24 protein-coding genes and 5 tRNA genes are annotated in these 25,501 nt (G+C 42.8%); 8 read left to right on the forward strand and 21 right to left on the reverse strand.

Annotated features, from left to right (window positions below; all coding sequences use genetic code 11):
- Positions 1-3 precede the first annotated feature (3 nt).
- From rplA to EIP89_RS02990, 10 genes are all read right to left on the reverse strand, one after another.
- On the reverse strand, positions 4-699 hold the full coding sequence (rplA, locus tag EIP89_RS02945; protein WP_124397170.1) for a 50S ribosomal protein L1: 696 nt from the start codon (positions 697-699) through the stop codon (positions 4-6).
- A 6-nt stretch (positions 700-705) separates the two neighbouring features.
- Positions 706-1,149, reverse strand: a complete 444-nt coding sequence (gene rplK / locus EIP89_RS02950) for a 50S ribosomal protein L11 (RefSeq protein ID WP_124397171.1) — start codon at positions 1,147-1,149, stop codon at positions 706-708.
- An 85-nt stretch (positions 1,150-1,234) separates the two neighbouring features.
- A complete protein-coding gene (gene nusG / locus EIP89_RS02955) occupies positions 1,235-1,783 on the reverse strand; it encodes a transcription termination/antitermination protein NusG (protein ID WP_124397172.1) in 549 nt (182 codons plus the stop codon).
- 19 nt (positions 1,784-1,802) lie between these two features.
- A complete protein-coding gene (secE, locus tag EIP89_RS02960; RefSeq protein ID WP_245966088.1) occupies positions 1,803-2,051 on the reverse strand; it encodes a preprotein translocase subunit SecE in 249 nt (82 codons plus the stop codon).
- Positions 2,025-2,095, reverse strand: a tRNA-Trp gene (locus EIP89_RS02965). Before EIP89_RS02965 ends, secE begins: the two co-directional genes overlap by 27 nt.
- A 64-nt stretch (positions 2,096-2,159) precedes the next feature.
- Positions 2,160-3,347 carry an elongation factor Tu gene (gene tuf / locus EIP89_RS02970; protein WP_124397173.1) on the reverse strand — a complete coding sequence of 396 codons (1,188 nt, stop codon included), beginning with the start codon at positions 3,345-3,347 and terminating at the stop codon, positions 2,160-2,162.
- Between the two features lie 40 nt (positions 3,348-3,387).
- Positions 3,388-3,459 (reverse strand) — tRNA-Thr (locus tag EIP89_RS02975).
- A gap of 9 nt (positions 3,460-3,468) precedes the next feature.
- A tRNA-Gly gene (locus tag EIP89_RS02980) sits at positions 3,469-3,541 on the reverse strand.
- A gap of 7 nt (positions 3,542-3,548) precedes the next feature.
- Positions 3,549-3,629: transfer RNA gene (locus EIP89_RS02985), tRNA-Tyr, on the reverse strand.
- Positions 3,630-3,661: 32 nt separating this feature from the next.
- Positions 3,662-3,734 (reverse strand) — tRNA-Thr (locus EIP89_RS02990).
- Positions 3,735-4,014: 280 nt separating this feature from the next.
- Between EIP89_RS02990 and rfbB the strand changes: the two genes are divergently transcribed.
- Positions 4,015-5,067, forward strand: a complete 1,053-nt coding sequence (rfbB, locus tag EIP89_RS02995; protein WP_124397174.1) for a dTDP-glucose 4,6-dehydratase — start codon at positions 4,015-4,017, stop codon at positions 5,065-5,067.
- A 34-nt stretch (positions 5,068-5,101) separates the two neighbouring features.
- Here the strand turns inward: rfbB and EIP89_RS03000 are convergent, their stop codons facing one another.
- Together EIP89_RS03000 and glgB are read right to left on the reverse strand one after the other, a co-directional pair.
- On the reverse strand, positions 5,102-7,525 hold the full coding sequence (locus EIP89_RS03000) for a DUF3536 domain-containing protein (protein ID WP_124397175.1): 2,424 nt from the start codon (positions 7,523-7,525) through the stop codon (positions 5,102-5,104).
- Between the two features lie 21 nt (positions 7,526-7,546).
- Positions 7,547-9,457, reverse strand: a complete 1,911-nt coding sequence (gene glgB, locus EIP89_RS03005) for a 1,4-alpha-glucan branching protein GlgB (protein ID WP_124397176.1) — start codon at positions 9,455-9,457, stop codon at positions 7,547-7,549.
- A gap of 130 nt (positions 9,458-9,587) precedes the next feature.
- Here glgB and EIP89_RS03010 point away from each other — a divergent pair, with 130 nt between their 5' ends.
- From EIP89_RS03010 to hemF, 3 genes are all read left to right on the forward strand, one after another.
- Positions 9,588-10,664: an HU domain-containing protein gene (locus EIP89_RS03010; protein WP_124397177.1), complete on the forward strand. Its 1,077-nt coding sequence runs from the start codon at positions 9,588-9,590 to the stop codon at positions 10,662-10,664.
- A gap of 157 nt (positions 10,665-10,821) precedes the next feature.
- A complete protein-coding gene (gene pruA, locus EIP89_RS03015) occupies positions 10,822-12,447 on the forward strand; it encodes an L-glutamate gamma-semialdehyde dehydrogenase (protein ID WP_124397178.1) in 1,626 nt (541 codons plus the stop codon).
- 225 nt (positions 12,448-12,672) lie between these two features.
- Positions 12,673-13,596 carry an oxygen-dependent coproporphyrinogen oxidase gene (hemF, locus tag EIP89_RS03020; protein WP_124397256.1) on the forward strand — a complete coding sequence of 308 codons (924 nt, stop codon included), beginning with the start codon at positions 12,673-12,675 and terminating at the stop codon, positions 13,594-13,596.
- Here the strand turns inward: hemF and EIP89_RS03025 are convergent.
- Genes EIP89_RS03025 through rsfS form a run of 5 tightly spaced genes read right to left on the reverse strand, consistent with a single transcriptional unit; the run spans position 13,593 to position 18,227 of the window.
- Entirely contained in the window at positions 13,593-14,258 is a 666-nt protein-coding gene (locus EIP89_RS03025; protein WP_124397179.1) for a phosphatidylserine decarboxylase family protein, read from the reverse strand. The two genes, hemF and EIP89_RS03025, sit on opposite strands and share 4 nt — an antisense overlap.
- Entirely contained in the window at positions 14,255-15,124 is an 870-nt protein-coding gene (locus EIP89_RS03030) for a phosphatidate cytidylyltransferase (RefSeq protein ID WP_124397180.1), read from the reverse strand. The genes EIP89_RS03025 and EIP89_RS03030 overlap by 4 nt, the downstream gene beginning before the upstream one ends.
- Position 15,125: 1 nt before the next feature.
- Positions 15,126-15,734: an LUD domain-containing protein gene (locus EIP89_RS03035; protein ID WP_124397181.1), complete on the reverse strand. Its 609-nt coding sequence runs from the start codon at positions 15,732-15,734 to the stop codon at positions 15,126-15,128.
- Positions 15,735-15,747: 13 nt separating this feature from the next.
- Positions 15,748-17,847 carry an ATP-dependent zinc metalloprotease FtsH gene (gene ftsH / locus EIP89_RS03040; RefSeq protein ID WP_124397182.1) on the reverse strand — a complete coding sequence of 700 codons (2,100 nt, stop codon included), beginning with the start codon at positions 17,845-17,847 and terminating at the stop codon, positions 15,748-15,750.
- 5 nt (positions 17,848-17,852) lie between these two features.
- A complete protein-coding gene (gene rsfS, locus EIP89_RS03045) occupies positions 17,853-18,227 on the reverse strand; it encodes a ribosome silencing factor (RefSeq protein WP_124397183.1) in 375 nt (124 codons plus the stop codon).
- Positions 18,228-18,285: 58 nt separating this feature from the next.
- On the opposite strand from rsfS, the gene EIP89_RS03050 reads away from it, so the two are divergent.
- Positions 18,286-19,056: a biotin--[acetyl-CoA-carboxylase] ligase gene (locus tag EIP89_RS03050; RefSeq protein ID WP_124397184.1), complete on the forward strand. Its 771-nt coding sequence runs from the start codon at positions 18,286-18,288 to the stop codon at positions 19,054-19,056.
- Positions 19,057-19,061: 5 nt separating this feature from the next.
- Here the strand turns inward: EIP89_RS03050 and EIP89_RS03055 are convergent, their stop codons facing one another.
- The gene (locus EIP89_RS03055; RefSeq protein WP_124397185.1) at positions 19,062-19,454 is read right to left on the reverse strand and encodes an SRPBCC family protein; all 393 of its coding nucleotides are present in this window, start codon (positions 19,452-19,454) and stop codon (positions 19,062-19,064) included.
- A 17-nt stretch (positions 19,455-19,471) separates the two neighbouring features.
- Complete coding sequence (gene pyrE / locus EIP89_RS03060) at positions 19,472-20,113, reverse strand: orotate phosphoribosyltransferase (RefSeq protein WP_124397186.1); 642 nt, start codon at positions 20,111-20,113, stop codon at positions 19,472-19,474.
- 22 nt (positions 20,114-20,135) lie between these two features.
- Between pyrE and EIP89_RS03065 the strand changes: the two genes are divergently transcribed.
- Both EIP89_RS03065 and ahcY read left to right on the forward strand, forming a co-directional pair.
- The gene (locus EIP89_RS03065) at positions 20,136-20,741 is read left to right on the forward strand and encodes an NUDIX hydrolase (RefSeq protein WP_160160503.1); all 606 of its coding nucleotides are present in this window, start codon (positions 20,136-20,138) and stop codon (positions 20,739-20,741) included.
- Positions 20,742-20,830: 89 nt separating this feature from the next.
- A complete protein-coding gene (gene ahcY / locus EIP89_RS03070) occupies positions 20,831-22,147 on the forward strand; it encodes an adenosylhomocysteinase (protein ID WP_124397188.1) in 1,317 nt (438 codons plus the stop codon).
- Positions 22,148-22,251: 104 nt separating this feature from the next.
- Here ahcY and EIP89_RS03075 read toward each other — a convergent pair whose 3' ends face one another.
- The gene (locus EIP89_RS03075; RefSeq protein WP_124397189.1) at positions 22,252-22,455 is read right to left on the reverse strand and encodes a hypothetical protein; all 204 of its coding nucleotides are present in this window, start codon (positions 22,453-22,455) and stop codon (positions 22,252-22,254) included.
- A 234-nt stretch (positions 22,456-22,689) separates the two neighbouring features.
- Between EIP89_RS03075 and EIP89_RS03080 the strand changes: the two genes are divergently transcribed.
- A complete protein-coding gene (locus EIP89_RS03080) occupies positions 22,690-23,667 on the forward strand; it encodes a polyprenyl synthetase family protein (protein ID WP_124397190.1) in 978 nt (325 codons plus the stop codon).
- Between the two features lie 25 nt (positions 23,668-23,692).
- Here EIP89_RS03080 and EIP89_RS03085 read toward each other — a convergent pair whose 3' ends face one another.
- Positions 23,693-25,459: an AMP-dependent synthetase/ligase gene (locus EIP89_RS03085; protein WP_124397191.1), complete on the reverse strand. Its 1,767-nt coding sequence runs from the start codon at positions 25,457-25,459 to the stop codon at positions 23,693-23,695.
- Positions 25,460-25,501 lie beyond the last annotated feature (42 nt).

The raw sequence follows: 25,501 nt of genomic DNA on the forward strand, positions 1-25,501 counted from the left end.
TCATTAATTGGTAGCCTGACGGGTATCAACTGCGATTCCGGGGCCCATTGTGCTGCTCATGTAAATGCTCTTGATATATGTTCCTTTAGCTGTAGAGGGCTTAAGGCGCACGATGGTTCTGAGCAATTCTTCAGCATTCTCTTTAATCTTGGCGGGCTCAAAAGAAACCTTTCCTATGGCAGCGTGCACGATCCCGTAGCGATCTACCTTAAAGTCTATCTTACCGGCTTTCACATCTTTTACTGCCTTGCCAATGTCCATCGTTACGGTACCAGTTTTTGGGTTTGGCATCAATCCACGGGGACCGAGTATTCTACCCAAAGGACCGATTTTACCCATTACCGAAGGCAATGTTATGATGACATCAACATCAGTCCAACCGTTTTTAATTTTCTCTATGTATTCGTCTAATCCTACGTAGTCAGCTCCGGCCTCTTTAGCTTCTGCCTCTTTATCTGGCGGTACAAGCGCAAGTACGCGAACTGTCTTACCGGTACCGTGTGGTAAGGTAACTACACCTCTTACCATTTGGTTGGCTTTGCGTGGATCTACACCGAGACGCACGGCAATGTCAACTGATGCATCGAATTTAGCGATGGAGGTCTCTTTCACCAGTTTTGCAGCTTCATCGAGTGTATAGGCCTTATTCTTATCTACCTTGGCCAGAGCTGCTTTCATCTTTTTCGTTAACTTAGCCATACGTCATTACTTTTTTAACGGTGATTCTCCAACGATGGTCAAACCCATACTGCGCGCAGTTCCGGCGATCATGCTCATTGCTGATTCGATTGTAAAGGCATTGAGATCTTGCATTTTATCTTCAGCAATGGCGCGAATCTGATCCCAGGTAACTTTACCTACTTTTTTGCGGTTGGGCTCTGCACTACCGCTTTTGATCTTAGCCGCTTCCATCAATTGAATGGCAGCGGGAGGGGTCTTAACGATAAAGTCAAATGACTTATCAGCATACACTGTGATAAGAACGGGCAATATTTTACCCATTTTATCTTGTGTACGCGCATTAAATTGTTTGCAGAACTCCATGATATTCACACCCTTCGAACCGAGTGCAGGTCCGATGGGAGGTGCAGGGTTGGCTTGTCCACCCTTAGCCTGGAGTTTGATTATTGCGGTTACTTCTTTAGCCATTTTGTTTTGTTTTTGCTATCAGGTGCCAAACTGGAAGCGCATTTGGCACGTAGATAAAATATATTGAGCTCACATCAATATCAGATCAAGATTCCCTCTCCACTTGCATATAGCTAAGTTCGAGAGGAGTTTTACGACCGAAAATTTTTACCATTACCTCAAGTTTTCTCTTTTCCTCGTGAATTTTCTCAATCACACCATTGAAACCGGTGAAAGGGCCATCAATAACCTTTACTGTTTCACCTACGACGAATGGAACTTGAGTAACCTCTAAACTTTCGGTAAGTTCATCTACTTTTCCGAGCATTCGGTTCACTTCGGCAGGACGCAGGGGCACGGGGTCACCACCTTTTGTCTCCCCAAGAAAACCAATAACTCCAGGTATGTTTTTGATCACATGAATCATCTCGCCTTCTAAATTGGCTTCGATGATGATATATCCGGGAAAGTAGTTGCGCTCTTTAGTGATTTTTTTACCGTTTCGTACTTGAATTACTTTTTCAGTGGGAATAAGGACTTTGCCAAGCTGATGAGAGAGATTATTGCGAAGAACTTCATTTTCTATATAGCTCTTCACTTTATTCTCCTGGCCACTGATAGCCCTTATTACATACCACTTTTTGTTTTCAGTCATTTTTTTGGGTAGAACTGTTTTAAAACAGAGAATATATAGTCTCTAAAACAAATGTTATAACCTTGTCCATTACAAAGATGATCAGTGAAATGATCACCGAAGCCAATGCTACAAGCGCTGTGGTCTTTTGCATTTCTGAGAGTGTAGGCCAGGTGGTTTTTTGCACCAGTTCTACATACGACTCTCTGAAGGCATTTTTAATAGAGTTAACAATTTGCATCGGTAGAACCCCTAAGTTGAGCACGGGTGGAGAGATTCGAACTCCCATCAACGGTTTTGGAGACCGCTATTCTACCCTTGAACTACACCCGTATGTGGTAAAAGGTGTCTCGAGTTTGGCTCTCGAAACACCTTTAGAATATTAGTCAATGGTAAATTATTCGAGGATTTCAGTTACCTGACCAGCACCTACAGTACGACCACCTTCGCGGATAGCGAAACGGAGACCTTTGCTGATAGCAACCGGAGTGATCAAGTTGACAGTGATCGTGAGGTTATCACCTGGCATTACCATGTCAACACCTTCAGGAAGGATAATCTCACCAGTTACGTCAGTAGTACGGAGGTAGAACTGAGGGCGATACTTGTTGTGGAATGGAGTGTGACGTCCACCTTCTTCCTTCTTCAGGATATACACCTCAGCTTTAAATTTCTTATGAGGAGTCTGAGAACCTGGCTTGCAGATCACCATACCACGGCGAATTTGAGACTTTTCAATACCGCGGAGGAGAAGACCCACGTTATCACCAGCTTCACCTCGATCAAGGATCTTGCGGAACATCTCCACACCAGTAACGGTAGAGGTAAGTTTTTCGTCGCCGAAGCCAATGATATCTACTGGATCACCAGTGTTGATGATACCTGTCTCGATACGACCTGTAGCTACAGTACCACGTCCTGTAATAGTAAATACGTCTTCGATTGGCATCAAGAAAGGCTTATCCTTATCTCTTACAGGCTCTTCGATCCAAGTATCAACGGCATCCATGAGCTTCAGAACAGTATCTACCCACTTAGGCTCGCCATTGAGAGCACCAAGAGCAGAACCTCTAATCACGGGAGTGTTGTCGCCATCGTATTCATAGAACGAGAGAAGCTCACGAACCTCCATTTCAACAAGCTCGAGAAGCTCTTCGTCATCTACCATGTCCACCTTATTGAGGAATACAACGATTCTGGGCACACCTACCTGACGAGCGAGGAGGATGTGCTCACGGGTTTGTGGCATCGGACCATCTGTAGCAGCAACAACGAGGATAGCACCATCCATCTGTGCAGCACCAGTAACCATGTTTTTCACATAGTCGGCGTGACCTGGACAGTCAACGTGAGCGTAGTGTCTCTTGTCAGTCTCGTACTCTACGTGAGCAGTGTTGATGGTAATACCTCTTTCTTTTTCTTCAGGTGCATTATCGATAGAGTCGAAGCTGCGAGCCTGAGCAAGACCTCTTTCAGCCAATACCTTAGTAATAGCGGCAGTCAAAGTAGTCTTACCGTGGTCTACGTGACCTATAGTACCCACATTTACGTGGGGTTTGGTTCTAATAAATTGCTCTTTTGCCATTTCGGAAGCTCAATTAATGTTGATAAACAAAAAAAATCAGAGCCGATGGAGGGAATTGAACCCTCGACCTTTTCCTTACCAAGGAAACACTCTACCACTGAGCTACAACGGCTTACCAAAGAGCGGAAGACGGGATTCGAACCCGCGGCCCTCAGCTTGGAAGGCTGATGCTCTACCAACTGAGCTACTTCCGCACACCGGTGGGGAGAGAAGGATTCGAACCTCCGAAGCTTTCGCAACAGATTTACAGTCTGCCCCATTTGACCACTCTGGAATCTCCCCAATCTCTTGAAAAAGAACGTTTTAAAATTAAGAGCCGGCAGAGGGACTCGAACCCCCGACCAGCTGATTACAAATCAGCTGCTCTACCAACTGAGCTATGCCGGCTTGATTTTTGGGATTGCAAATGTAGAGATCTTTTTTATTTTGCAAAATGTTTTTCCAAATTCTTATTAGCATTTTGAGAATGTCCTCAAACCTTTACACCACTTGATTAAAAAATTGAAAATCAATTTTTTGAAAAGTCGTTATTAAGCAATTCATCAACCACAGGTTACTACTTTGATTAACGACAAGCAGAAATTAGACAACTTTTAACACTTGTCATCAAAAAAAAGAAAGGCGTATAAATCTATTCGTTTTCTTTGTTGCACAATTTCAAACAACCATGAAAAAAATTCTGATTACCGGAGGTGCCGGTTTTATTGGCTCACATGTGGTGAGGCGTTTTGTAACGAAATATCCTGAATATCACATATACAATCTCGACGCCCTAACTTATGCCGGAAACCTTGAAAATCTTAGAGACATAGAAAACGCACCAAACTACACTTTCTTAAAAGAAGACATTACTGAGGGTGAGCGTATGATGCAACTCATCAGTGAATTACAACCCGATGGCGTGATTCATTTAGCGGCTGAATCGCACGTAGATCGCTCAATAAACGATCCACTGGCTTTCGTGAAAACCAATGTCATCGGTACTGTTAATCTTTTAAATGCCTGCAGAGAGGCTTGGAAAGGCAGATACGACAAGACGCTTTTCTACCATATTTCTACCGATGAGGTGTATGGAACGCTGGGCGAAACCGGGCTCTTTACTGAAAATACACCATATGCGCCTAACTCACCTTATTCAGCATCAAAAGCTGCATCTGACCACTTTGTGCGTGCCTATGGCGAAACCTATGGAATGAGCTATATCATCACCAACTGCTCAAATAACTATGGCCCATACCAATTTCCAGAAAAATTAATTCCTCTCTTTATCAATAATATAATAAACCAAAAACCACTGCCCGTGTACGGCGATGGACTTTACACACGTGACTGGTTGTATGTAGTAGATCACGCCATTGCGATTGATTTGGTTTTTCACAAGGGAAAAAATCACGAAACCTACAACATTGGTGGCTTCAACGAATGGAAAAACATAGATCTGGTGCGATTGCTCTGTCGCCTGATGGACAAAAAACTCGGAAGAGAAGAAGGTAACTCAGAGAAACTCATCACTTTTGTAAAAGACAGGCCTGGTCACGATCGCAGGTATGCCATCGATGCCACAAAAATCAATCGTGAGCTGGGCTGGAAACCATCTGTAACATTCGAACAAGGACTTTCTGAAACCATCGATTGGTACCTCAACAATACAGAATGGCTTGCCCATGTAACATCAGGTGCATACCAACACTACTACGAACAGATGTACAAAAACAGATAAACAGGTTTACAAGAAACGCCTCCAGGTTGGATTTTTATGCCATACTGGGGGCTGATTTATTTAATTTTCCGCGTATTTCCATTCCAAGTTTATTAGCAAGTAGTAACACTCCAAACATTTCGGACTGAGGAAATTTGCCTTCTTTAATGATGGTGAAGATTAAATCTTGAAGTTCGTTGAGCTGTGGGGTTATTCCAATAGACTTTAAGCTGTTTATCAGATCAATAGACAATTCGACGACCAGGTGAATGTTTTGATTCTTTCGGTATTCTTCTACGAGGGTATTAATTTTTAAAGTAGCGGCATAATTGAGTCTTTCTGTTGGGATTCGAAATTTCCACTTTAATATGATTTGCTCTATTTCATGAATTTTATCGATATCAGGCAAAGTGGGCGATGACAATTCGTCGTACAGATTCTGAATAACCAGAGTTTTAAGATTTGTGATAAGAATTTCGGGTATAGTCAATCCCTCTTTGTGCATCAGATTGAGCAGTAGGAAGGTGCGTTCATTAATGCGCTCGTAAAAGTCGAGAGCATTTTTAACCTGTATATCCAGTACGCGATCGAGCAATTTTTTTTGCTCGTCTTTAAAGAGATCGAAGAAAGAAAAGGTACGTGAGGCAAAATTGTCTTTTATAAGCTCGAGTACTTGGGTTAGATTGCCGGCATCGAAGAATTCTCTGAATTTTTTAACCAGCGATGCGTATTCATCATAAGTAAGGCTGTCAGCTGTATTACCTATGAGGTGGTGGTTGCCAAGATATAAGATTACAAAGCTGAAGCGCTTTTGACTCTGAGTCACTTTTGAACGCACTTTGGTTTGACCAATTACGAGCAATTGGCCACCTGCCTTAATACGCGTGAGCTCTTCAGAAGTACACTCGTAATTGAGTACTGTAAGGTTGCGCGCATCTTCTTCGAAGAGGGTACTCACTGCGTAATGCATACCAACTTGGGTAAGCGACAAGCGCTTAGGTACTACCATAGTGCGATATATGTCAGCACCGGTACCCAGCGAAGGAATGTTTGACTGGGCCTGGCTTAAAATTTCCAGAAAATGCGGATACAAATCTACTTGTGCTACATCTTCAGCCAGTTGAATAGCTCGCTCAGCATATTGTAGTATTTGAATGGTTTCAATACCTGAGATTTCGTTGAAAAACCAACCACAGGATGTGTACATGTATAGGGCCATGCGTTGCAATTCGAGCGCGCGAATGATGGTAATGATCTCCTCTTCTTTGAGGTCTTTACCAATATATTGCTCAATGAATCGAAGAGTTTTGGTTCGGCTTCTCTGCTGAAAAATGTGTATGTATTTGTTTCTTAACTCCCATGGATTTGGATGATAATCCTTTAGTTTAGATTCAAAAATTTTTGCTAGTTCATCTCTTAAGTAATCAAGTGCTTCTCGCAGAGGCTTTCGCCATTTCTGATTCCAATGAGGTTCGCCACCTGTTTTACAGCCGCAGTCTGATCTCCAACGCTCTACGCCATGAGCGCATGACCAAGAAGAGTTTTCAAGAATCTGAACTTCGTACTGAGGTGGAAATTTTCTCAAGAAATAGCCGTAATTAGCTATTTTGATGTCGGGTTGCTTTTTCAGGTAGTGAATACAATAGGCCAGCGCCATGTCGCCATTGCGGTGGTGATGGCCATAGCTTTCGCCATCTGTAGCGATGTGAACCAATTGTGCCTCACTGGGGTCGGAATCGAAAGCGCTCATCAACTGGTGAGCGAAAAACTTTCCGTCGTTTAAATATCCTTTGAAGGCGACGCCTTGCGATAATTCGGCGTGGTAAAAAAAGATGGCAATGGACTTGCCCGAGGGCAAGTTGCAAACGTAAGCTCTGCGGCTATCGATGCCTGGAATCCATTCGTTTGTTCCGATGCGCCGAAAACGAGCAGCCTGATAAGGCGACAGAATGGTGAATTTGATTTTGTTTTCCGCTAAAATTTCAAGAGTTTCAGTATCAACAGCTGTTTCAGCGAGCCACATGCCTTCCGGATTTCTACCAAAGCGCTTTTTGAAATCTTCAATCCCCCAGATGATCTGCGTCTCTTTATCACGGCGGTTGGCCAGCGGCATAATTATATGGTTATATACCTGTGCAATGGCCGACCCATGACCTTCGAATTGAACAATAGACTGCATATCAGCATCAATAATACGCTGATATACATCGGGCTGGTGAATCTCGAGCCAGCTGAGCAATGTGGGGCCGAAATTGAAGGAAATATCAATGTAGTTATTTACAATATCTGCAATTTTTCCGGCATCGTTCAGTATTCGACTCACACTGTTTGGTCGATAGCATTCTTGAGTGATGCGTTCGTTCCAATCGTGATAGGGATGTGCTGATTCCTGAATCTCGATTTCTTCGAGCCAAGCATTTTCTCGAGGTGGCTGGTAAAAGTGACCATGTACGCAGATGTACTTTTTGCATTCGGCCATGTGTCAAGGGGAATTTGTGGTTTACGTGTTTGATTTTGAAAAAACGACGACAGCCAGTGGTGGTAAATCAACAGCGATGCTGTGTTCGCGGCCATGCCATGGGGTGGAATCTGATTTCACCTTGATGCCGTTTTTAAGCATTCCACTACCGCCATATTTTGTATCATCAGTATTGAGTATCAATTTCCAATTTCCAAAGGAAGGGACCCCGATTCGGTAATCTTTTCGCGGCACAGGGGTGAAGTTTGCGATGATTATCAAGTCATTTTTTGGATTGCCCGATTTGCGCACATACGACAGCACACTTTGCTTCCAATCATTTGCTTCGATCCACTCAAAACCTTCAGGACTGTATTGTTTTTTATAAAGTGCCTCCTGGCTTTTATAAAGGTGATTTAAATCAATTACGAGCTGGTGAATGCCTTGACTGAAGGAAAGGTTTGAAAGCTGATCCCAACGAACGGAGCCATCGTGATTCCATTCGCTCGATTGGCCAAATTCACTGCCCATAAACATCAGTTTGCTGCCAGGATGGGTGTACATGTAGCCATATAAAGCTCGCAGGTTGGCAAATTTTTGCCAAAGGTCACCTGGCATACGACTTAGTAAAGAACCTTTGCCGTGCACAACCTCATCGTGCGAAAAAGGAAGCACAAAATTTTCACTAAAGGCATACACAAGGCTGAAGGTGATTTGATTATGATGATACCTGCGAAAAAGTGGATCGATGCTGAAGTATTTTAATGAATCATGCATCCATCCCATCATCCATTTCATGCCAAAGCCAAGACCACCGTCATACACAGGCCTTGAGACTTTTGGAAAAGAGGTTGACTCTTCGGCAATCATTTGGATATCTGGGTGTTCTTTGTAAATGTATTCATTGAGTTCTTTCATAAAAGAAATTGCCTCCAGATTCTCCTTTCCGCCAAATTGATTGGGAACCCATTCGCCCGGCTTTCGTGAGTAGTCCAGATAGAGCATAGAGGCTACGGCATCTACTCTTAGTCCATCGGCATGAAAGTGCTCAATCCAATACATGGCATTCGAGAACAGGAATGAGCGAACCTCATATCTGCCATAGTTAAAAATATAGCTGTTCCAATCGGGGTGATATCCCTTTCGAGGATCTTCGTGCTCGTAGAGCGAAGTGCCATCGAACTTATGCAGTCCATGTACATCGCCGGGAAAATGCGAAGGTACCCAGTCGAGTATCACTCCTATGTCGGCTTGATGAAAAGCATCAATCAGCTCCATAAACTCAGCGGGCGTACCGTATCGCGAAGAGGGAGCAAAATAACCGGTGATTTGGTAACCCCAAGATCCGAAAAAGGGATGCTCCATAACTGGCAGAAACTCCACGTGAGTATATCCCATTTTCTTTACATAAGGTACCAATTTTTCTATCAACTGTTTATAGCTCAGAGAGGTGCCGTCAGGGTTACGCATCCAGCTGCCCAAGTGCACTTCGTAAATGCTCATCGGGCAATCATGACAGTTGCGCAGGCTAAGGTTGGCTTTCCATTTTTTGTCTTTCCATTGATATGTATCCTTCCAAATGATGCTGGCAGTCTTTGGAGGTGTTTCGCACATTCGGCCATAGGGATCTGCCTTTTCAAGGTGGTAGCCCCATGGTGAAACAATCATGTATTTATAACGGTGTCCTACCAAAGCCCCGGGCACAAAACCTTCCCAGATGCCGGAACCATCCCAACGCGGATAGAGCGGATGGGCTTCTCTATTCCAAAAATTAAAATCACCAATAACAGAGACATATTTTGCATTTGGTGCCCACACTGAGAAATACGTTCCTTCTACGCCGTCGAGCTCCATGGGATGAGCCCCCATTTTTTCGTACATTTTGAAGTGGTGACCCGAGCTAAAAAGAGAAATATCAAAATCAGTATAAAGGGAATGTGGGACTGTACTCATACCATTGGGGGGAATAAAATAGTTTCAATGCTGCTAAATAAACTCAAAGATTTCACATAAATATGTGGTTTGGTCAGGAATACGCTAAATTAATTTTCCGTACCTTTGCCATGATAAAGTCAATAGGCCGATGACAATTAACGAGCACATCATCAATTTGCTCTACTCTTACGATTGTGTGATCATACCTGGTTTCGGTGGATTTGTAGCTAGATACTTTCCAGCTGAAATACAAGAAGGTACTTACATGTTTCGGCCACCTTCTAAGCGCATTTCGTTCAATGCTCGTTTGAAAGAAAACGATGGGCTTGTAGCACATTACATCAGTCAGAAAGAAGGTATTTCGTACCAAGAGGCGCTTCAGATGCTCGAAATTACCGTTCGTTCATGGAACAGAATTTTAGAGAGCGGCAATAAAATAATTCTGGAGGGCATCGGAAAGATTTACACCGATTCGGAAGGTAATTTACAATTCACTCCTGCCCTTGAGGCAAATTTCTTGACCTCATCGTATGGACTTGCTATGTTTCGCTCTCCGGCGATTACTTCTGAATCTTTAATTGCTCAATCGATTCGCCGGCAAGCAGAAGCTGAAGGCAAGGTAATGGAAAGCCCAAATGCTGGATACTTCCTTTCAAATGTTTTCCATACGGTTAAAGTAGCATCTGTGGTAGTGGTGGTGGGTTCCATTTTTTACTTAGCCATTGAGAATACACAGATGTTTAAGAGGTCAAAAACCGATAGTTTTTCATACATAGGCTTCACAGTTACCGATTCTGTAGCTTCAACTTCCGAGGACCTTAAGGAAGAATTTAAGGTTTCTGAACCAGAGTCAACAAAAACCACTGAGACTGCCCAGCCGACAGAAAAAAGGACTCTAGAAGAAAAGAATGAGTATATATCATCAGCAGAAACTCCCTCGCTGAAGGAAGTAAAATCAGCCGAAAACCCAGACCTCAGTATGACCAGCTCTGCCGTAGAGGTTACTGAGGTACGAGAAATTGTAAAAATTTCCGTAGGAGCTTTCAGCGTGGAAGCAAATGCACAAAACAGACTTAAGGAACTGGCTGCACACAATATAAACGGAGCTATAGAACCGTCTGGCAAACTCTATCGCGTGGTAGTAGCTTGCGAAAAGAAAGAAGCTGATGTAATGCTTCAGATGATTAAGAAAACGGTTGCGCAAGATGCTTTCGTTTTAAAATAAACCCCACTCTTTCATCCGTTTTTTTCCCATGGAATCATCGAAAGAGTCTTTTTAAACTATACATTTGATTTTCAGAATATTTTTTTGTGACTATCTACTCAGACCGATTAAAGGCTGTGAGCGTAGCTTTGTTTCAGAATTTTAATAATTCCAAATCATGATAAAGGGTTTTTTTAAGTTGCCGGACATTAAAAATGAACCGGTAAAACAATATGGCCCCGGAAGCGCTGAGCGCGCTGAACTTCAGGCCAAATACGACGAACTGTGGAACAGCATTCGCGACATACCGATGTATATAGGTGGGCAGGAGGTGCGTACGGGCAAAACTGAGCGCGTACTGCCACCACACGACCACCAGCACAACGTAGGCCACTATCACATGGGCGATGCCAGCCATGTGCACGCTGCCATAGATGCTGCCCTGAAAGCGCGCACCAAGTGGGCAGCCATGAGCTGGGAGCAGCGAGCCTCTATCTTTCTTAAAGCAGCTGATTTGCTGGCTGGTCCATATCGGGCTGAGGTGAATGCTGCTACCATGATTGCGCAGAGCAAAACTTCCTTTCAGACCGAAATCGATGCTGCCTGTGAGCTGATCGACTTTCTTCGGTTTAACGTGAAGTACATGGCCGAAATCTATGCTGAGCAGCCCAATTCAATGCCCGGTGTGTGGAACCGCATGGAATACAGACCTCTAGAAGGCTTTGTATTTGCTGTTACACCGTTCAACTTTACAGCCATCAGCGGCAACCTGCCTGCCTCCGCAGCTCTCATGGGCAACGTGGTGGTGTGGAAGCCATCGCTCTATCAAGTGTACTCTGCACACGTTGTGATGAAAGTATTTATCGAAGCCGGGTTGCCCGCCGGAGTCATCAATATGATTATGACCGACCCGGCCGAGACCGCCCAAATAGTGCTAAGTCATCCAGACTTTGCCGGAATTCACTTTACTGGTTCAACTGCCGTCTTTAGAAGCATTTGGAAAACTATTGGAGAAAATATCCATCGCTACAAGTCTTATCCTCGTATTGTTGGAGAAACAGGAGGTAAAGACTACGTGTGGATGCATGCATCAGCTGATGTTCGCGAAACTGTAGTAGCTCTCGTAAGAGGCGCCTTTGAACTGCAAGGCCAGAAGTGCTCAGCGGCCTCACGTGCATATATCCCACGTAGTCGTTGGAATGAGGTAAATGCGGATCTAGGCCGGATGCTCTCCGAAATCAAAATGGGTTCACCACGTGACTTTTCAAACTTCGTGACAGCAGTGATTCACGAAGGTGCCTTTGACAAGATTGTATCTTACATCGAATACGCCCGCAAAGACAAAGACAGCGAAATCATCTACGGTGGTAAGTACGATAAATCTGTGGGCTATTTCATCGAGCCCACGGTAATACTCACGAAAAATCCGAAGATGAAGACCATGGTAGAAGAAATCTTCGGCCCTGTACTTACCATTTATGTTTACGAAGATGAAGAATGGGAAGCATCTCTTGACCTGGTGAACGAGACAAGCGAATATGCTCTTACGGGTGCCATTTTTGCTAAGGACAGATACGTGATAGAAGTGGCTACCAACAAATTAGTGGATAGTGCTGGTAACTTTTACATAAATGACAAGCCTACCGGAGCTGTGGTAGATCAGCAACCCTTCGGTGGAGCTCGCGGCAGCGGTACCAACGACAAGGCCGGTTCTAAGCTAAACCTACTCCGTTGGGTAAGTGCCCGCTCCATTAAAGAAACGATGGTGCCACCGACAGACTACACCTATCCTTTTATGAAATAAGCGATTGGGGCATCACGACCCTTGCTTTGCTGAGATGCCCTTTGAATAAGCACTCACTTCACGCGTGAGGTGGCTGAAGTACACCGGCGAAGCCGGTGGTGCGAAGCGACACGCAGTGGAGCGCAGCACGGAAGCGAAGCGGACTACGGAAGACACCGACCCAGACGAGGGCGCCAGATGCGCCTTCGTCTGGGGCACGCCCAAAAAAATAGTAAAAAAATGACTATTAAAGAACGATTTGAAAGCTATATACATGAGCTTCAGGATCGCATATGCAAATCGCTAGAAGAAGTCGATGGGAAGGAGCACTTCACAGAAGACCGCTGGGAGCGACCCGGAGGCGGAGGCGGAATTACGCGCATCATTCAAGGTGGAAAAGTCTTTGAAAAAGGCGGTGTAAACACATCAGTAGTGCACGGTGTGCTCCCAGAAGTAATGATGCAAAGGCTTGGCGTACAGCACAATCGATTCTTTGCCTGCGGGATTTCGCTTGTTATTCATCCGGTCAATCCTTTCGTGCCTACCGTGCATGCAAACTATCGCTACTTCGAGTTGTACGACGAAGAGTGGGCGGTAGTCGATAGCTGGTTTGGTGGAGGAGCAGACCTAACGCCCTATTACATCTTTGAGGAGGATGGAAGACACTTTCATACCGTTCTAAAAGAGGCTTGTGAAAAACATTCGCCGGAATACTATCCGCGTTTTAAAGCGGAATGCGACCGATACTTCTACATCGATCACCGCAAGGAAAACAGAGGAATTGGCGGGATTTTTTTCGATTATCTGAGGCCCAATGACATTCAGACGGCCGAGCACTGGCTAAGCTTTGTAATGGATGCGGGCGATGCTTTTTTACCGGCCTATGTGCCAATAGTTGAGCGCAGAAAAGAGTTACCATACGGAGAGAGGCATTTGCATTGGCAAGGGATACGCCGAGGCAGGTATGTAGAATTTAACTTGGTGTACGACCGCGGGACACTCTTTGGCCTGAAAACCGACGGCAGAATTGAGTCTATCTTAATGAGCCTTCCTGCCACGGCTCGGTGGGAATACAATTTTAAACCTGAACCCGGCAGTGAGGAGGCCAAGTTACTCAAAGCATTAGAGCATCGAGACTGGGTAAATACTTTTACAATAGAGGGGTATTAGTTGGTTTTTTTCTCAGCAATTATTGTAATACCACCTACGGTTTTATCTCCGAGCTTCACTCTTGGCACAGTGCCAGGAGGCAAGAAGATGTCGAGTCGGCTGCCAAATTTGATGAATCCGCTCTCGTCGCCCTGCCGAGCGATGGTTCCTTCTTTTGCATACATGACGATACGGCGGGCTACATAACCAGCAATCTGCCGATAGAGCACTGGCCCCCACACGGGGCTGTTTATCACAACTGACGTGCGCTCATTTAACGTGCTCGACTTTGGGTGCCATGCAACTAGATATTGGCCCTGATGATGGCGCGCGTATTCAATACGGCCACTCACCGGATAGCGGTTTACGTGCACATTGAGGGGCGACATAAAGATGGATATCTGAAGGCGTTTGCCTTTGAAATACTCAGGTTCTTCGACTTCCTCGATAATGACCACCTTTCCATCGGCCGGGGCTATGATTTTGTTTTCATCGCGAACGATGTTGCGCTGAGGATTTCTAAAAAACTGCAGCACAAGGCCATATACAATCAGAGATGCAATGATGAAAACATTACGAATCCAGACGACATCCGTAATCCAATGAATTAGCGCGTTGAGCACAAAAAGGATAACCAGGGTGACAAAGAGAATGGTGTAACCTTCGCGGTGAATTTTAATCATAGATTAAGCAATAAAGGATAGACAAAATAAAATGCCGGGGCGGCAAAGAGGAAACTATCAATGCGGTCGAGAATGCCCCCATGACCGGGAATAAACGCGCCACTGTCTTTGACACCAGCTTTGCGCTTGAGCTTCGATTCAAAGAGGTCGCCCAGAAAGGCAGAAAGCACCAAAACAAGTGCAAGCAAATATCCGGAAATAGCGTGTGAAAAAGGGAGTATTTCGGAACGACTGAGAAAAAATGTGAGAACAGCTGCACCTGCAATACCACCTGCAAATCCCTCCCACGTCTTGCCGGGTGAAATAGATGGCGCTATGACATGGCGGCCAAACAACTTGCCAAAGATGTAAGAAAAAGTGTCAAAAGTCCACATGAAAATAAATATCAGCAGTATTGGAGAGATGGCCAATTGTTGATCTGCTATGTCGATCTCTATCGCCAAAACAAATGGCATTATGATATAAGCAAAAGGCAGGAGGCTCTTATACCCACCTTTTCTATAAAATAGTACAACTGTTGCCAAAAAAACACCTAGAATCCAAAGCCACCTCCATTCAAAAAAAGCGACAATTCGATCAGCAATTTTAAATAAAGTAAGCCACTCAGTGTAAAAATTAAAAAAGGGCTTTTCGAAGAAAAAGGTATTGACAAACACGGTGGAAAACCAAGGCAAAAAGGCAATCCAAAAACTCAAAAGCCAGAGTTGAATAGCATTTCTTTTTAGAAAGAGAATTTTTCCCAATTCCAGCATGGCCAAAGAGCCAAAAAGTGAAAAAAGAATTGGGGAGAAATTGTAATAAACCAACAGGAGTATCAAAAAAACATAAAGAAGCCCAAAAATGCTGCGCTGAATGAGTTCTTTCATTCTATACCGTCAGAAGAAGGTAAATATTTTTTGTTGAAAAAGCAGAATTTGGATCCTCAAGACCATCGCCTTTCGGCCCCTTGAGTGTTGTAATCATCGATGGTATTTCTTTTGGAGGATATTTGGCTTTAATGTGCGTCAAGGCATTGTTGAGTTTATCAATAATTTGAGAAGTATTGCCTAATACGATGATGGTATTCGGAAGATTCTGAATTTTGATGTGATAGGTCTGATTGGCAGTGACCATAATTCCGCCATTACTTGCAATCAGCAATTCGCAAGTGATAAAAGCAGCATCTGCATTTTTGGATAAATCTGTAGGCTGCAATATACCTGCTTCTCTTACAAGTGTCTGTAGAAGCGGATCGTTACAAGACAATGTTTCAATTTGTTCTTCAGCAAAAATGTCTTGCAGCGTTTTAATCACCTCATCTCTATGTTCACAAAATATAAATTTTCCTCCTGCTGTTACAAACCGATCGGCGAAGATGGCTTCTAGATGTTCAGGATTTATCGCTGGTTTCGGCGATGCCGAAGCCTCTGAGGTTTTCTCAGAGGCTTTTGGCCGCAAGGAGGAAAATATTTTTGAGAAGAGTGATGACTGCGCCATTAAACAAAAGCTGTTAGTCCTTTGAATCTTGGGCTGAAACAGTAGCTCCGCTCAACTCAGCTTCATCTTTTTGTTCCTTTTCAGCTTCACTTTCATTTTTCGAAAGTTCAGTGGTATTAGATTGGCTATCGGCTTCTTTATCCCACTTGCGCTTTCCGAAAATCTGTTCCAAATCCTGTTTAAAAATAACCTCTTTTTCGAGCAATAATTCTGCTAATTGAATGAGTTTTTCTTTATGCGTTGTTAATATCTCAATGGCACGTTCGTATTGCAAATCGACGATTTTTTTCACCTCTTCGTCGATGATTTCAGCCGTTTTTTCGCTGTATGGTTTATTAAAGCCAAACTCATTCTGACCTGATGAGTCGTAGTATGTAATGTTACCAATACGTTCGTTGAGGCCAAAAATGGTTACCATGGCTTGAGCTTGTCGTGTTACCTTTTCCAAATCACTCAGAGCACCGGTCGATACCTTGTTGAAAATTACCTTCTCAGCAGCTCGGCCACCAAGAGCAGCACACATTTCGTCTTGAATTTGTTCGGCGGTGGTGATCTGGCGCTCCTCCGGCAAATACCAGGCGGCTCCTAAAGAACGACCTCGTGGCACTATGGTAACCTTTACAAGTGGAGCAGCATGTTCGAGCATCCAGCTCACAGTGGCATGGCCTGCTTCGTGGTAAGCAATTACTTTTTTCTCTTCAGGTGTTATAATTTTTGATTTTTTCTCTAAGCCAGCCACGATTCGGTCCACTGCATCGAGAAAATCTTGAAGCTCAACGACTTTTTTGTCTTTTCGAGCAGCGATCAAGGCTGCTTCATTGCATACATTGGCAATATCTGCTCCTGAAAAACCAGGGGTTTGCTTAGCCAGAAAATCAATGTCGAGGTCAGGCGTATGCTTGATGCGACGCAAGTGAATTTTAAAAATCTCTTTGCGCTCATTCAGGTCAGGCAAGTCGATGTAAATCGTTCTGTCGAAACGTCCGGCGCGTGTCAAAGCTCGGTCGAGAATTTCTGGACGGTTAGTAGCTGCAAGAACGATTACGGTTTCATTTGTCTGAAAACCGTCCATTTCAGTGAGCAACTGGTTAAGGGTATTTTCTCTTTCGTCGTTACCCCCGCTGAATGAGGCTTTTCCGCGAGCTCTACCAATGGCGTCTATCTCGTCAATAAAGATGATGGAAGGCGCTTTTTCTTTGGCCTGCTTAAAGAGGTCGCGCACCCGCGAAGCACCTACACCTACAAACATCTCCACAAAGTCAGAACCCGACAGGCTAAAGAAAGGCACTTTCGCTTCGCCAGCTACTGCTTTGGCAAGCAGGGTTTTACCTGTACCCGGAGGGCCGGCCAACAAAGCCCCCTTCGGTATCTTACCGCCAAGATTGGTGTACTTTTCAGGGTTTTTCAAAAAGTTAACAATCTCCTGAATTTCTTCCTTAGCACCTTCCATTCCTGCTACATCTTTAAAGGTGACCTTCACATTGGTGTTTTTATCAAAAAGCTGAGCTCTGGATTTGCCAATATTGAAGATCTGACCTCCGGGGCCACCGCCCATGGAGCTCATTCGGCGCATGATAAACATCCATATAAGGAAGATGAACAAGAATGGAAGCACCCAGGCTAAAATATCGCTCCAGTAATCGCGCTGTTCTTCGTAGGTAATGGGCACCTTCCGACGGTCGAGGTTAGGGTTATCTTCGTAAAAATTTCTCAACTCATCGCGAAAGGCATCGCCTGGCATTTGAAAAACCAAATGTGGACCAGGAACAACCCCTGACCCTGTACTCCTGCTTCTAAGGTCTTTAAACTCTTCTTTTGTTTTAATGCTCTCTTGTCGTAGAAAAACTTGAATTTCCTTTGAATTCACTACCCTAATGCGCTCTACATCATCGCTTAGCAAGTACGTTGTTAGTTCATTGAAGCTGCTTTTTTTAGCAGCACTGTTCATCATGCCAAGAAGCTGAATACCAAAGATTACCGCTATAAGAACGATATATATCCAGTAAAAATTGAAACCTCCGTTTCGTTCGGAGTCTCCGTTTCCAGAGTTTTGATTTTGGTTTCTCTTTCGGAATTGACCGAATTCTGTAGGATGTTTTTTCTTTTGAGCCATAATGGTTAATCGACATTTGAAATTTCAGTAATGCGCGCATCACTCCAAAGACCATCAAGGTCGTAAAAACGCCTTTTTTCGGGCAGGAAGATATGCACCACTACATCAACATAATCTAACAAAACCCATTCAGAATTGGTTTTGCCTTCTACATGCCATGGCCTTTCTCCAGTGTTTTCAAACACCTTTTCTTCAACTGAGTCAGCTAAAGCACTTACCTGAGTGGTGGAATTACCTTCGGCAATTACAAAGCAGTCGCATACAGCTTTGTCTATTTCAGAGAGGTCAAATATTTTAATGTTAAAACCTTTCACCTCGCGCAGACCTTCAATCACTGCGTGTATAAGTCGGTCAGTATCAATATCTTGTTGTACTTTCATTCAATTAATTCTAATTCTGAAGCCTTTCATTGCAAGACTGCTAAAATAAGCAATAAAATTGCCAATTGTTTTTGAATTTTTGCCATTCTCTATGTTTCATCGAAAACACTTACCCGTTGTAGAATCGACCAACGACTGGCTTAAAAAGAAATTAGAAGAAGGAACAATCGAAAACAATTTATTGATTTTCACTCAAAATCAAACGAAAGGTCGAGGCCAGTTTGACAGACAATGGCATATGGAACCTGACTTAGATTTAGCTTTTAGTTTTTTTATTGAAGTTCCAAAAGTTGGAGAAAATTTTTTACCAGCCATTCACTCAATGACAGTTTGTCTTGCACTTCACAACACTTTTGACAGGTTGGGCATTCCCGCTCTGATAAAATGGCCTAATGATCTTTTGGCACATGGGAAAAAAATTTCAGGAATTTTGTTGGAATCTATCCTTTCCGGCAAAAAAATATACTTAATAAATGGTATTGGAATTAATCTGAATTCAGCGCGAAAGGATAAACAATCCAATTATCCATCTATATCAGTAAAGGATATCATCTGTAGAGATGTTTTGGCAGAAGATTTTATTGATGTCTTTGAAGAATCGTTTAAATTTTTCTATTCGATTTACAACAGAGATGATCATGCTACCATTCTCTCAGCATATGAAAAAAATATGTATAAATTAGGTGAAGTTATTGCATTAAAAGAGTTAAAAAACAATCAGATTTTACTCTCTAAAATCAAATGCGTAGATGCCCAAGGTAGATTAATCGTTGAGCACGAAGAATCTTTAAAAAGTTTTCACAGTGGAGAGGTAAAATGGCTTATGTAAGTAGGCTACAAAGCACCAGCTTTTTCAGCCAATTTATCAATAAAATTTTGCAAAGGTTTTTCGAGCATCATTCGCATCATCATGTTCACTTCACCATCGAAGAAAAATTGAATGCCACTCGTTTGAGGACTTTGCTCTGATAGAGCACAAGTAAGCGTAAATTTTAAGATAGGAGTAGCTGATTCAAAGGTTATTTTCTGATTTTCTACCTTCTCCTTTACACGAAGCTGAACTTCAGGAAATCCTTTTAATCCAAATGTAAAAGTATCGCCTTCAGCCTTAAAAACTGTAACTTCAGTCGGCATTATTTCTTTGTACTTCTCAAGAGATGAAGTCAGTTGATTGTATACTTCACTAACTGGCTTATTTACTGTTATTAGTTTACTCTGTAAATTCATAGGTGAAAGTTTTTAAATTATTGACCCCATTTATCGGGCATTAATCTCCATTCATTCAGCTGTTTTAATTCATTTTCATTTATATACCCAACTTTTAGAGCTGTTTTTATCAAATGCTCATAATCACTTAGCGTGATGACTTGAATGTTTTCGCTTTCAAAAAGTTTATGAGCTTCATCGAAACCATAGGAAAAAATAGCCTGTACGCCTAATACTTTCAGACCAGCTTGTTTAAGAGCTTTAATGGCATTCAATGAACTTTTGCCAGTGGAAATCAAGTCTTCAATCACAATTATATTTTGGCCTGAAACAATATAACCTTCGATTTGATTCATTCGGCCATGCGATTTGGGTTCTGGCCTTACATAAATAAAAGGTAGTCCAAGTTCATCGGCCACGAGTGCACCTATAGCTATGGCACCCGTAGCTACACCAGCTACAACATCAGGTTTAGGGAAGTGCCGCTCAATGCTTTTAACCATCATCTCCCTGATGTAGGTGCGCACTGCCGGAAAGGACAAAACCACTCTATTGTCGCAATATATTGGCGACTTCCATCCGCTTGACCATTGAAAGGGAGATGACAAATTGAGCTGTACCGCTTTGATTTGCAAGAGAAATTCTGCTGCCTTTTGAGCAATATCTTTGTCAGCAATCATATGGCGCAAAAATATGTATAAAGTGAACATTCAAAATTCGCTGCTTGCAATAGGAGGCAAACCTATACGAAGACCCGACTGGCTTATCGATTATTACAATTTTTTTCCTTTTGACACGATAATCAATCAGTTAGAAAATTCACCTGTCACTTTATACTACCATATTAAAGCGGACAGCAACGAAGAAGAAGTATGGAAAGAATTTACAAAATATTTTGAAATAATCCATGCTGCTGGTGGTGTTGTTAAAAATAAAGATGGGAAATTTCTGATAATAAAACGCCATGGCAAATTTGACCTGCCTAAAGGAAAGGTTGAAGAATATGAAAATCTAAGAGATGCTGCTCTAAGAGAAGTAGCCGAAGAATGCGGCATTAAAAACTGCACCCTCGATACAGAAGAGCCAACGATATCCTATCACACGTACAGCATCGATGGCAAGCGGGTGTTAAAGAAAACCCATTGGTTTCCGATGACCGTAGATAATTCATTGGACTTGTTCAAGCCTCAAACTGAAGAAGGAATTACGGATGTCTTCTGGCTTGAACCTGAGAAGTTAAATACAATCTTTTCAAATACGTATCCAAACATCAAGGACTTGCTTATTCATTTTTCGAAAAAAAAGTAAATGGTCTGTAAAGTTTTAAATCCCATTCGCGATTTAGAACATTATTGCCTTGAAATGCCTTTATTTTTGTAAAAAATTCGAATACATAAATGAACGCAACAGAAACAACTTACATTCCTTACAAAGTAAAAGACATCTCACTAGCCGAATGGGGACGGAAAGAGATTCAGCTCGCTGAGGCTGAAATGCCGGGATTGATGGCGCTGCGCAAAAAATACGGAGAAAGTAAACCCCTGAAAGGTGCTCGCATAGCTGGCTGTTTGCACATGACCATACAAACTGCCGTTTTAATCGAAACACTGGTAGAACTCGGAGCTGAGGTTACCTGGTCGTCTTGCAACATCTTCTCAACCCAAGATCATGCAGCTGCAGCTATTGCTGCTCGTGGCATTTCAGTGTATGCCTGGAAAGGAATGACCGAAGAAGAATTTGATTGGTGCATCGAGCAAACCCTCTTCTTTGGTCCCGAGCGCAAGCCCCTCAATATGATCCTCGACGACGGTGGCGACCTCACTAATATGGTATTGGATCGCTATCCTGAACTCGTACCTGGTATTCGCGGTATTTCAGAAGAAACCACTACCGGTGTACACCGCTTGTATGAACGCATGAAAAAAGGCACCTTGCCACTTCCAGCTATTAACATCAATGACTCAGTTACCAAATCAAAATTCGACAATAAATACGGCTGTCGTGAATCAGCAGTAGATGCCGTGCGACGTGCTACTGATGTAATGATTGCCGGTAAAGTAGTAGTAGTAGCCGGTTACGGCGACGTGGGAAAAGGAACTGCTGCCTCCTTCAGAGGTGCTGGTGCTCGCGTAATAGTGACCGAAATTGACCCCATCTGTGCCCTACAGGCGGCTATGGATGGTTACGAAGTGAAGAAGATGATCAACGCTGTGCCTCTGGCCGATATCGTAATCACCGCAACGGGCAACTGCGACATTATACGCGAAGAGCACTTCCGATTGATGAAAGACAAGACTATTGTGTGCAACATCGGTCACTTCGATAACGAAATCGACGTAGCCTGGCTGAAGAAAAACTACGGCCATACGCGCATCAACATCAAGCCACAGGTAGATCTTTACAACGTAGATGGAAAAGACATCATATTACTGGCTGAAGGCCGTCTTGTAAACCTCGGTTGTGCTACCGGGCATCCTTCCTTTGTGATGTCTAATTCCTTTACCAACCAAGTGCTTGCCCAAATCGAATTGTGGAATAACTACAACAAATACGAAAACAAAGTTTACACTCTGCCAAAACACCTCGATGAGATGGTGGCAAGACTACACTTGGAAAAAATCGGCGTTGAACTCGACGAACTTACACCCAAACAAGCTGAATATATAGGTGTAGATGTAAACGGTCCGTTTAAACCAGAATATTACCGCTATTAATGTAGAAAGTAAGCAAAAAGCCGACTAAAAAGTCGGCTTTTTTTATCTCAAAACAATAAAAAAAACCGCCGAAATAGGCGGTCTTTTTTGATGCGTTTTGCCAATTACTTTTGCTCGGCAGCAGGAGTTTCAGCTTCAGCAGCGCTATCAGCTTCAGCAGTTTCAGCAGCTTCTTCTTGAGCTGGCTCTTCAGTAGCAACTTCCTCAGTAGTTTGAGTTTCTTCCTGAGCAGTTTCTTCTTTAGCGTTGTTGCAAGCTACAAAAGCTACCATAGCAAGGGCAGCAAGAAACAAATTGATTTTTTTCATGACGCGTAATTTTAAAGTGATTAATAAACTGCTACAAAAGTAGTAGCATTTTTTTTCTTTGTACAATACTGAAAATGTGTTTTCACTTGAAATACAGAATGTTTTAATAAGATTTTAACATCGGTTGCTTTTTTAATCATTTTGAATTATATTCTTTCTTATGGATTATTCTTAATAATCCTATGTCAAAAGGTAGCATACATTTGTTTCAGTTAAACATGATTTTTCTACTTTATGAATTCGCTCGAAGAATATAAAAGATTGATCGAAGACTCTATAACAAAATATTCATCAGGCACTGAACCTGAAAATTTACACAATTCCATTCGATACATACTCAACTTGGGCGGAAAACGTATAAGACCGATACTCGTACTCATGGGATATGGTGTATTTAATGACCATGTAGAGCGTGCCTTGCATCAAGCCCTTGCAATCGAGCTATTTCACAACTTCACTTTGATACACGACGACATAATGGATAGAGCGGATTTGCGCAGGGGCCATCTCACTGTTCATAAAAAGTGGAGCGAACCAACTGCCATACTCTCTGGCGATCTAATGCTCATCAAGGCATATGAACTGCTTTGCGATGCTCCACCACAATTGCTGCCGCCAATGCTTCAAGCTTTTAACACTATGGCCACTGAAGTTTGTGAAGGTCAGCAAATGGATATGGATTTTGAACAGCGAACCGATGTAAGCGAAGAGGAATACATCGATATGATTCGCAAAAAAACCTCTGTGCTCATAGGCGCAGCTATACAAATAGGTGCGCTACGCGCTGGTGCTGACGCCTCAGAAGCAGGATTGCTGTATGAATTTGGTGTTAATATTGGCCTTGCCTTTCAAATGTTGGATGATTACTTAGATGTATTCGGTCAATCAGAAAAAACTGGAAAAGTAGAAGGCGGTGATGTGTTAAATGGAAAGAAGACGCTTCTTTTTCTTCATTGTTATCGCCATGCTGATGAACAATCGAAAAACGAATTGCTTTCGATCTATGAAAATCGAACGTCGAAATCGAATGCTGAAAAAGTACTCGCGGCTCGAGAGCTTTTTAAGGTAACTGGTTCAGACAAATACCTCTATAAGAAGGCAGAAGATTACTATCACATTGGTGTAAATCTATTGAAAAGTGCCGATTTTCAGAGAGAACGCATCAAACCCCTGCTCACATTGGCCGACTCTCTCATGCAAAGAGAGCATTAAAAAAAGGGGCTTCTGCCCCTTTTCTTTATGAGTAGATTTTTTTGTAGAGATCTTCGTACTTTTTAAGTATAACTTTCCTTCGCAATTTCATGGTAGGAGTAAGATGACCAGCTTCTATAGACCAAACGTCAGGGGTAAGCTCGAATTTTTTAATTTTTTCCCAATTTCCAAATTCTTCGTTGTAGCGGTCCACTTCTTTCTGTATTCTTTCAATTACTTTCGGATTTTTAATGATTTCCTCGTTTGAGGTGTAAGGAATTCCCTTTCTTTCACACCATTGCCTCAAGAAGACAAAATCTGGCTGAATAAAAGCTGCTGGGTGTTTTTCATTTTCGCCAATGACCATAATTTGCTCAATGAATCGGCTTTCTTTGAACTTGTTTTCCATGATTTGAGGCGCGATATACTTACCGCCAGATGTTTTGAAAATCTCTTTTTTGCGGTCGGTGATTTTTAAAAACTGTCCTTCAACCATTTCGCCGATATCGCCTGTATGGAAAAATCCGTCAGCATCGATCACTTCAGCGGTCAATTCAGGCTTTTTGTAATATCCCATCATTACGTTAGGACCCTTAACAAGAATTTCTCCGTCATCGGCGATTTTTACAATACATTCATTTATGGGACGGCCTACAGTGCCAATTCTAGTACCATCGTTTTTCGGACAGTTAACCGCTATAACGGGAGAAGTTTCCGTAAGTCCATATCCCTCTTGAATATTGATTCCAGCGGCCAGAAAAATTCGACAAAGTCGAGGATTTAGGGCAGCTGCACCCGAAGCTACGGCCAAAACCCTTCCGCCAAGAGCCTCTTGCCATTTCTTGAAGATCAGCTTGCGAGCAATTGCGAGTTTGATTTTGTAAAAAAGACTTTTGCCTTTTATGTCGTATTCTTCAGCAAGTGCTACTGCCCAGTAAAACAGCGCCTTTTTGATACCTGTAAGAGCTGCGCCTTTGTCCATTATTTTATCAAAAACCTTTTCCAAGAGTCTAGGAACGGCAGTGAAAATGGTCGGACGTACTTCGCGCAAATTGTCGCCTATGGTATCCATACTTTCGGCATAATATACCGAGATAAAGTTGTAACAGTACAAATAGTTGAGCATGCGCTCGTAAATGTGACACATAGGCAAAAAGCTGAGAGCCACCCCGCCATCGGTGATAGGGAGACGGTCTTGGCAGTTCATTACATTACTAGCAATGTTTCGATGGCTGAGCATCACGCCCTTAGGCCTACCTGTAGTACCTGAGGTATAAATAAGAGTAGCCAGTTGTTCAGGCTTGATGCTTTGCATAATGGACTCTAACTCAGCCCGCTTGTTGGAACTTTTTCCCAGTTCTATTACTTCCTTAAAGTTGGGAAGGTCGGGTTCCTCATCAAATACATAGACTTTTGAGAGAGTAGGTACTTGTGGTTTTATACGCATTACTTTCTCATAAAGCGCACGGTCAGACACAAAACAGATTCTTACCTCAGCATCGTTGAAAATGTAGATGTAATCATCTTCAGAGGCGGTAGGATATACGGGCACATTGATGGCACCACATTGCATAATACCGATATCGCAGAAGTTCCATTCAAAGCGGTTGTTAGTGCTGATTAAGACAACTTTGTCATCGGGCTTAATGCCCAGTTCCATTAAGCCGAGTGCAATATTTTCTGCAGTTTCTACATATTCTTTCGTAGAGATTTCAATCCATTTTCCATTTCGTTTAGATGCTAAAGAAACGGACAATGGCTTTTTTTCGAGCTGGTATTTTGGGAAGTCAAAAAGTCTTGTAGGCTGATTCATTGTTAATGAATTTTTAATGTTTGCAAATAAAACAAATTACAC

This window comes from Thermaurantimonas aggregans, assembly GCF_003851885.1.
Lineage (GTDB): Bacteria > Bacteroidota > Bacteroidia > Flavobacteriales > Schleiferiaceae > Thermaurantimonas > Thermaurantimonas aggregans.

Excerpts from the sequence above, each read along its gene's own strand:
- nusG (WP_124397172.1), bottom strand. The coding sequence starts at position 1,783 with ATGACTGAAAACAAAAAGTGGTATGTAATAAGGGCTATCAGTGGCCAG.
- EIP89_RS03080 (WP_124397190.1), top strand. The coding sequence starts at position 22,690 with ATGAATTCGCTCGAAGAATATAAAAGATTGATCGAAGACTCTATAACA.
- tuf (WP_124397173.1), bottom strand. The coding sequence starts at position 3,347 with ATGGCAAAAGAGCAATTTATTAGAACCAAACCCCACGTAAATGTGGGT.
- pyrE (WP_124397186.1), bottom strand. The coding sequence starts at position 20,113 with ATGATTGCTGACAAAGATATTGCTCAAAAGGCAGCAGAATTTCTCTTG.
- ahcY (WP_124397188.1), top strand. The coding sequence starts at position 20,831 with ATGAACGCAACAGAAACAACTTACATTCCTTACAAAGTAAAAGACATC.
- EIP89_RS03030 (WP_124397180.1), bottom strand. The coding sequence starts at position 15,124 with ATGAAAGAACTCATTCAGCGCAGCATTTTTGGGCTTCTTTATGTTTTT.
- rplA (WP_124397170.1), bottom strand. The coding sequence starts at position 699 with ATGGCTAAGTTAACGAAAAAGATGAAAGCAGCTCTGGCCAAGGTAGAT.
- rplK (WP_124397171.1), bottom strand. The coding sequence starts at position 1,149 with ATGGCTAAAGAAGTAACCGCAATAATCAAACTCCAGGCTAAGGGTGGA.
- EIP89_RS03025 (WP_124397179.1), bottom strand. The coding sequence starts at position 14,258 with ATGATTAAAATTCACCGCGAAGGTTACACCATTCTCTTTGTCACCCTG.
- EIP89_RS03000 (WP_124397175.1), bottom strand. The coding sequence starts at position 7,525 with ATGGCCGAATGCAAAAAGTACATCTGCGTACATGGTCACTTTTACCAG.
- secE (WP_245966088.1), bottom strand. The coding sequence starts at position 2,051 with ATGGGAGTTCGAATCTCTCCACCCGTGCTCAACTTAGGGGTTCTACCG.
- EIP89_RS03035 (WP_124397181.1), bottom strand. The coding sequence starts at position 15,734 with ATGGCGCAGTCATCACTCTTCTCAAAAATATTTTCCTCCTTGCGGCCA.
- EIP89_RS03055 (WP_124397185.1), bottom strand. The coding sequence starts at position 19,454 with ATGAATTTACAGAGTAAACTAATAACAGTAAATAAGCCAGTTAGTGAA.
- pruA (WP_124397178.1), top strand. The coding sequence starts at position 10,822 with ATGATAAAGGGTTTTTTTAAGTTGCCGGACATTAAAAATGAACCGGTA.
- EIP89_RS03075 (WP_124397189.1), bottom strand. The coding sequence starts at position 22,455 with ATGAAAAAAATCAATTTGTTTCTTGCTGCCCTTGCTATGGTAGCTTTT.
- rfbB (WP_124397174.1), top strand. The coding sequence starts at position 4,015 with ATGAAAAAAATTCTGATTACCGGAGGTGCCGGTTTTATTGGCTCACAT.
- rsfS (WP_124397183.1), bottom strand. The coding sequence starts at position 18,227 with ATGAAAGTACAACAAGATATTGATACTGACCGACTTATACACGCAGTG.
- EIP89_RS03085 (WP_124397191.1), bottom strand. The coding sequence starts at position 25,459 with ATGAATCAGCCTACAAGACTTTTTGACTTCCCAAAATACCAGCTCGAA.
- ftsH (WP_124397182.1), bottom strand. The coding sequence starts at position 17,847 with ATGGCTCAAAAGAAAAAACATCCTACAGAATTCGGTCAATTCCGAAAG.
- EIP89_RS03010 (WP_124397177.1), top strand. The coding sequence starts at position 9,588 with ATGACAATTAACGAGCACATCATCAATTTGCTCTACTCTTACGATTGT.
- glgB (WP_124397176.1), bottom strand. The coding sequence starts at position 9,457 with ATGAGTACAGTCCCACATTCCCTTTATACTGATTTTGATATTTCTCTT.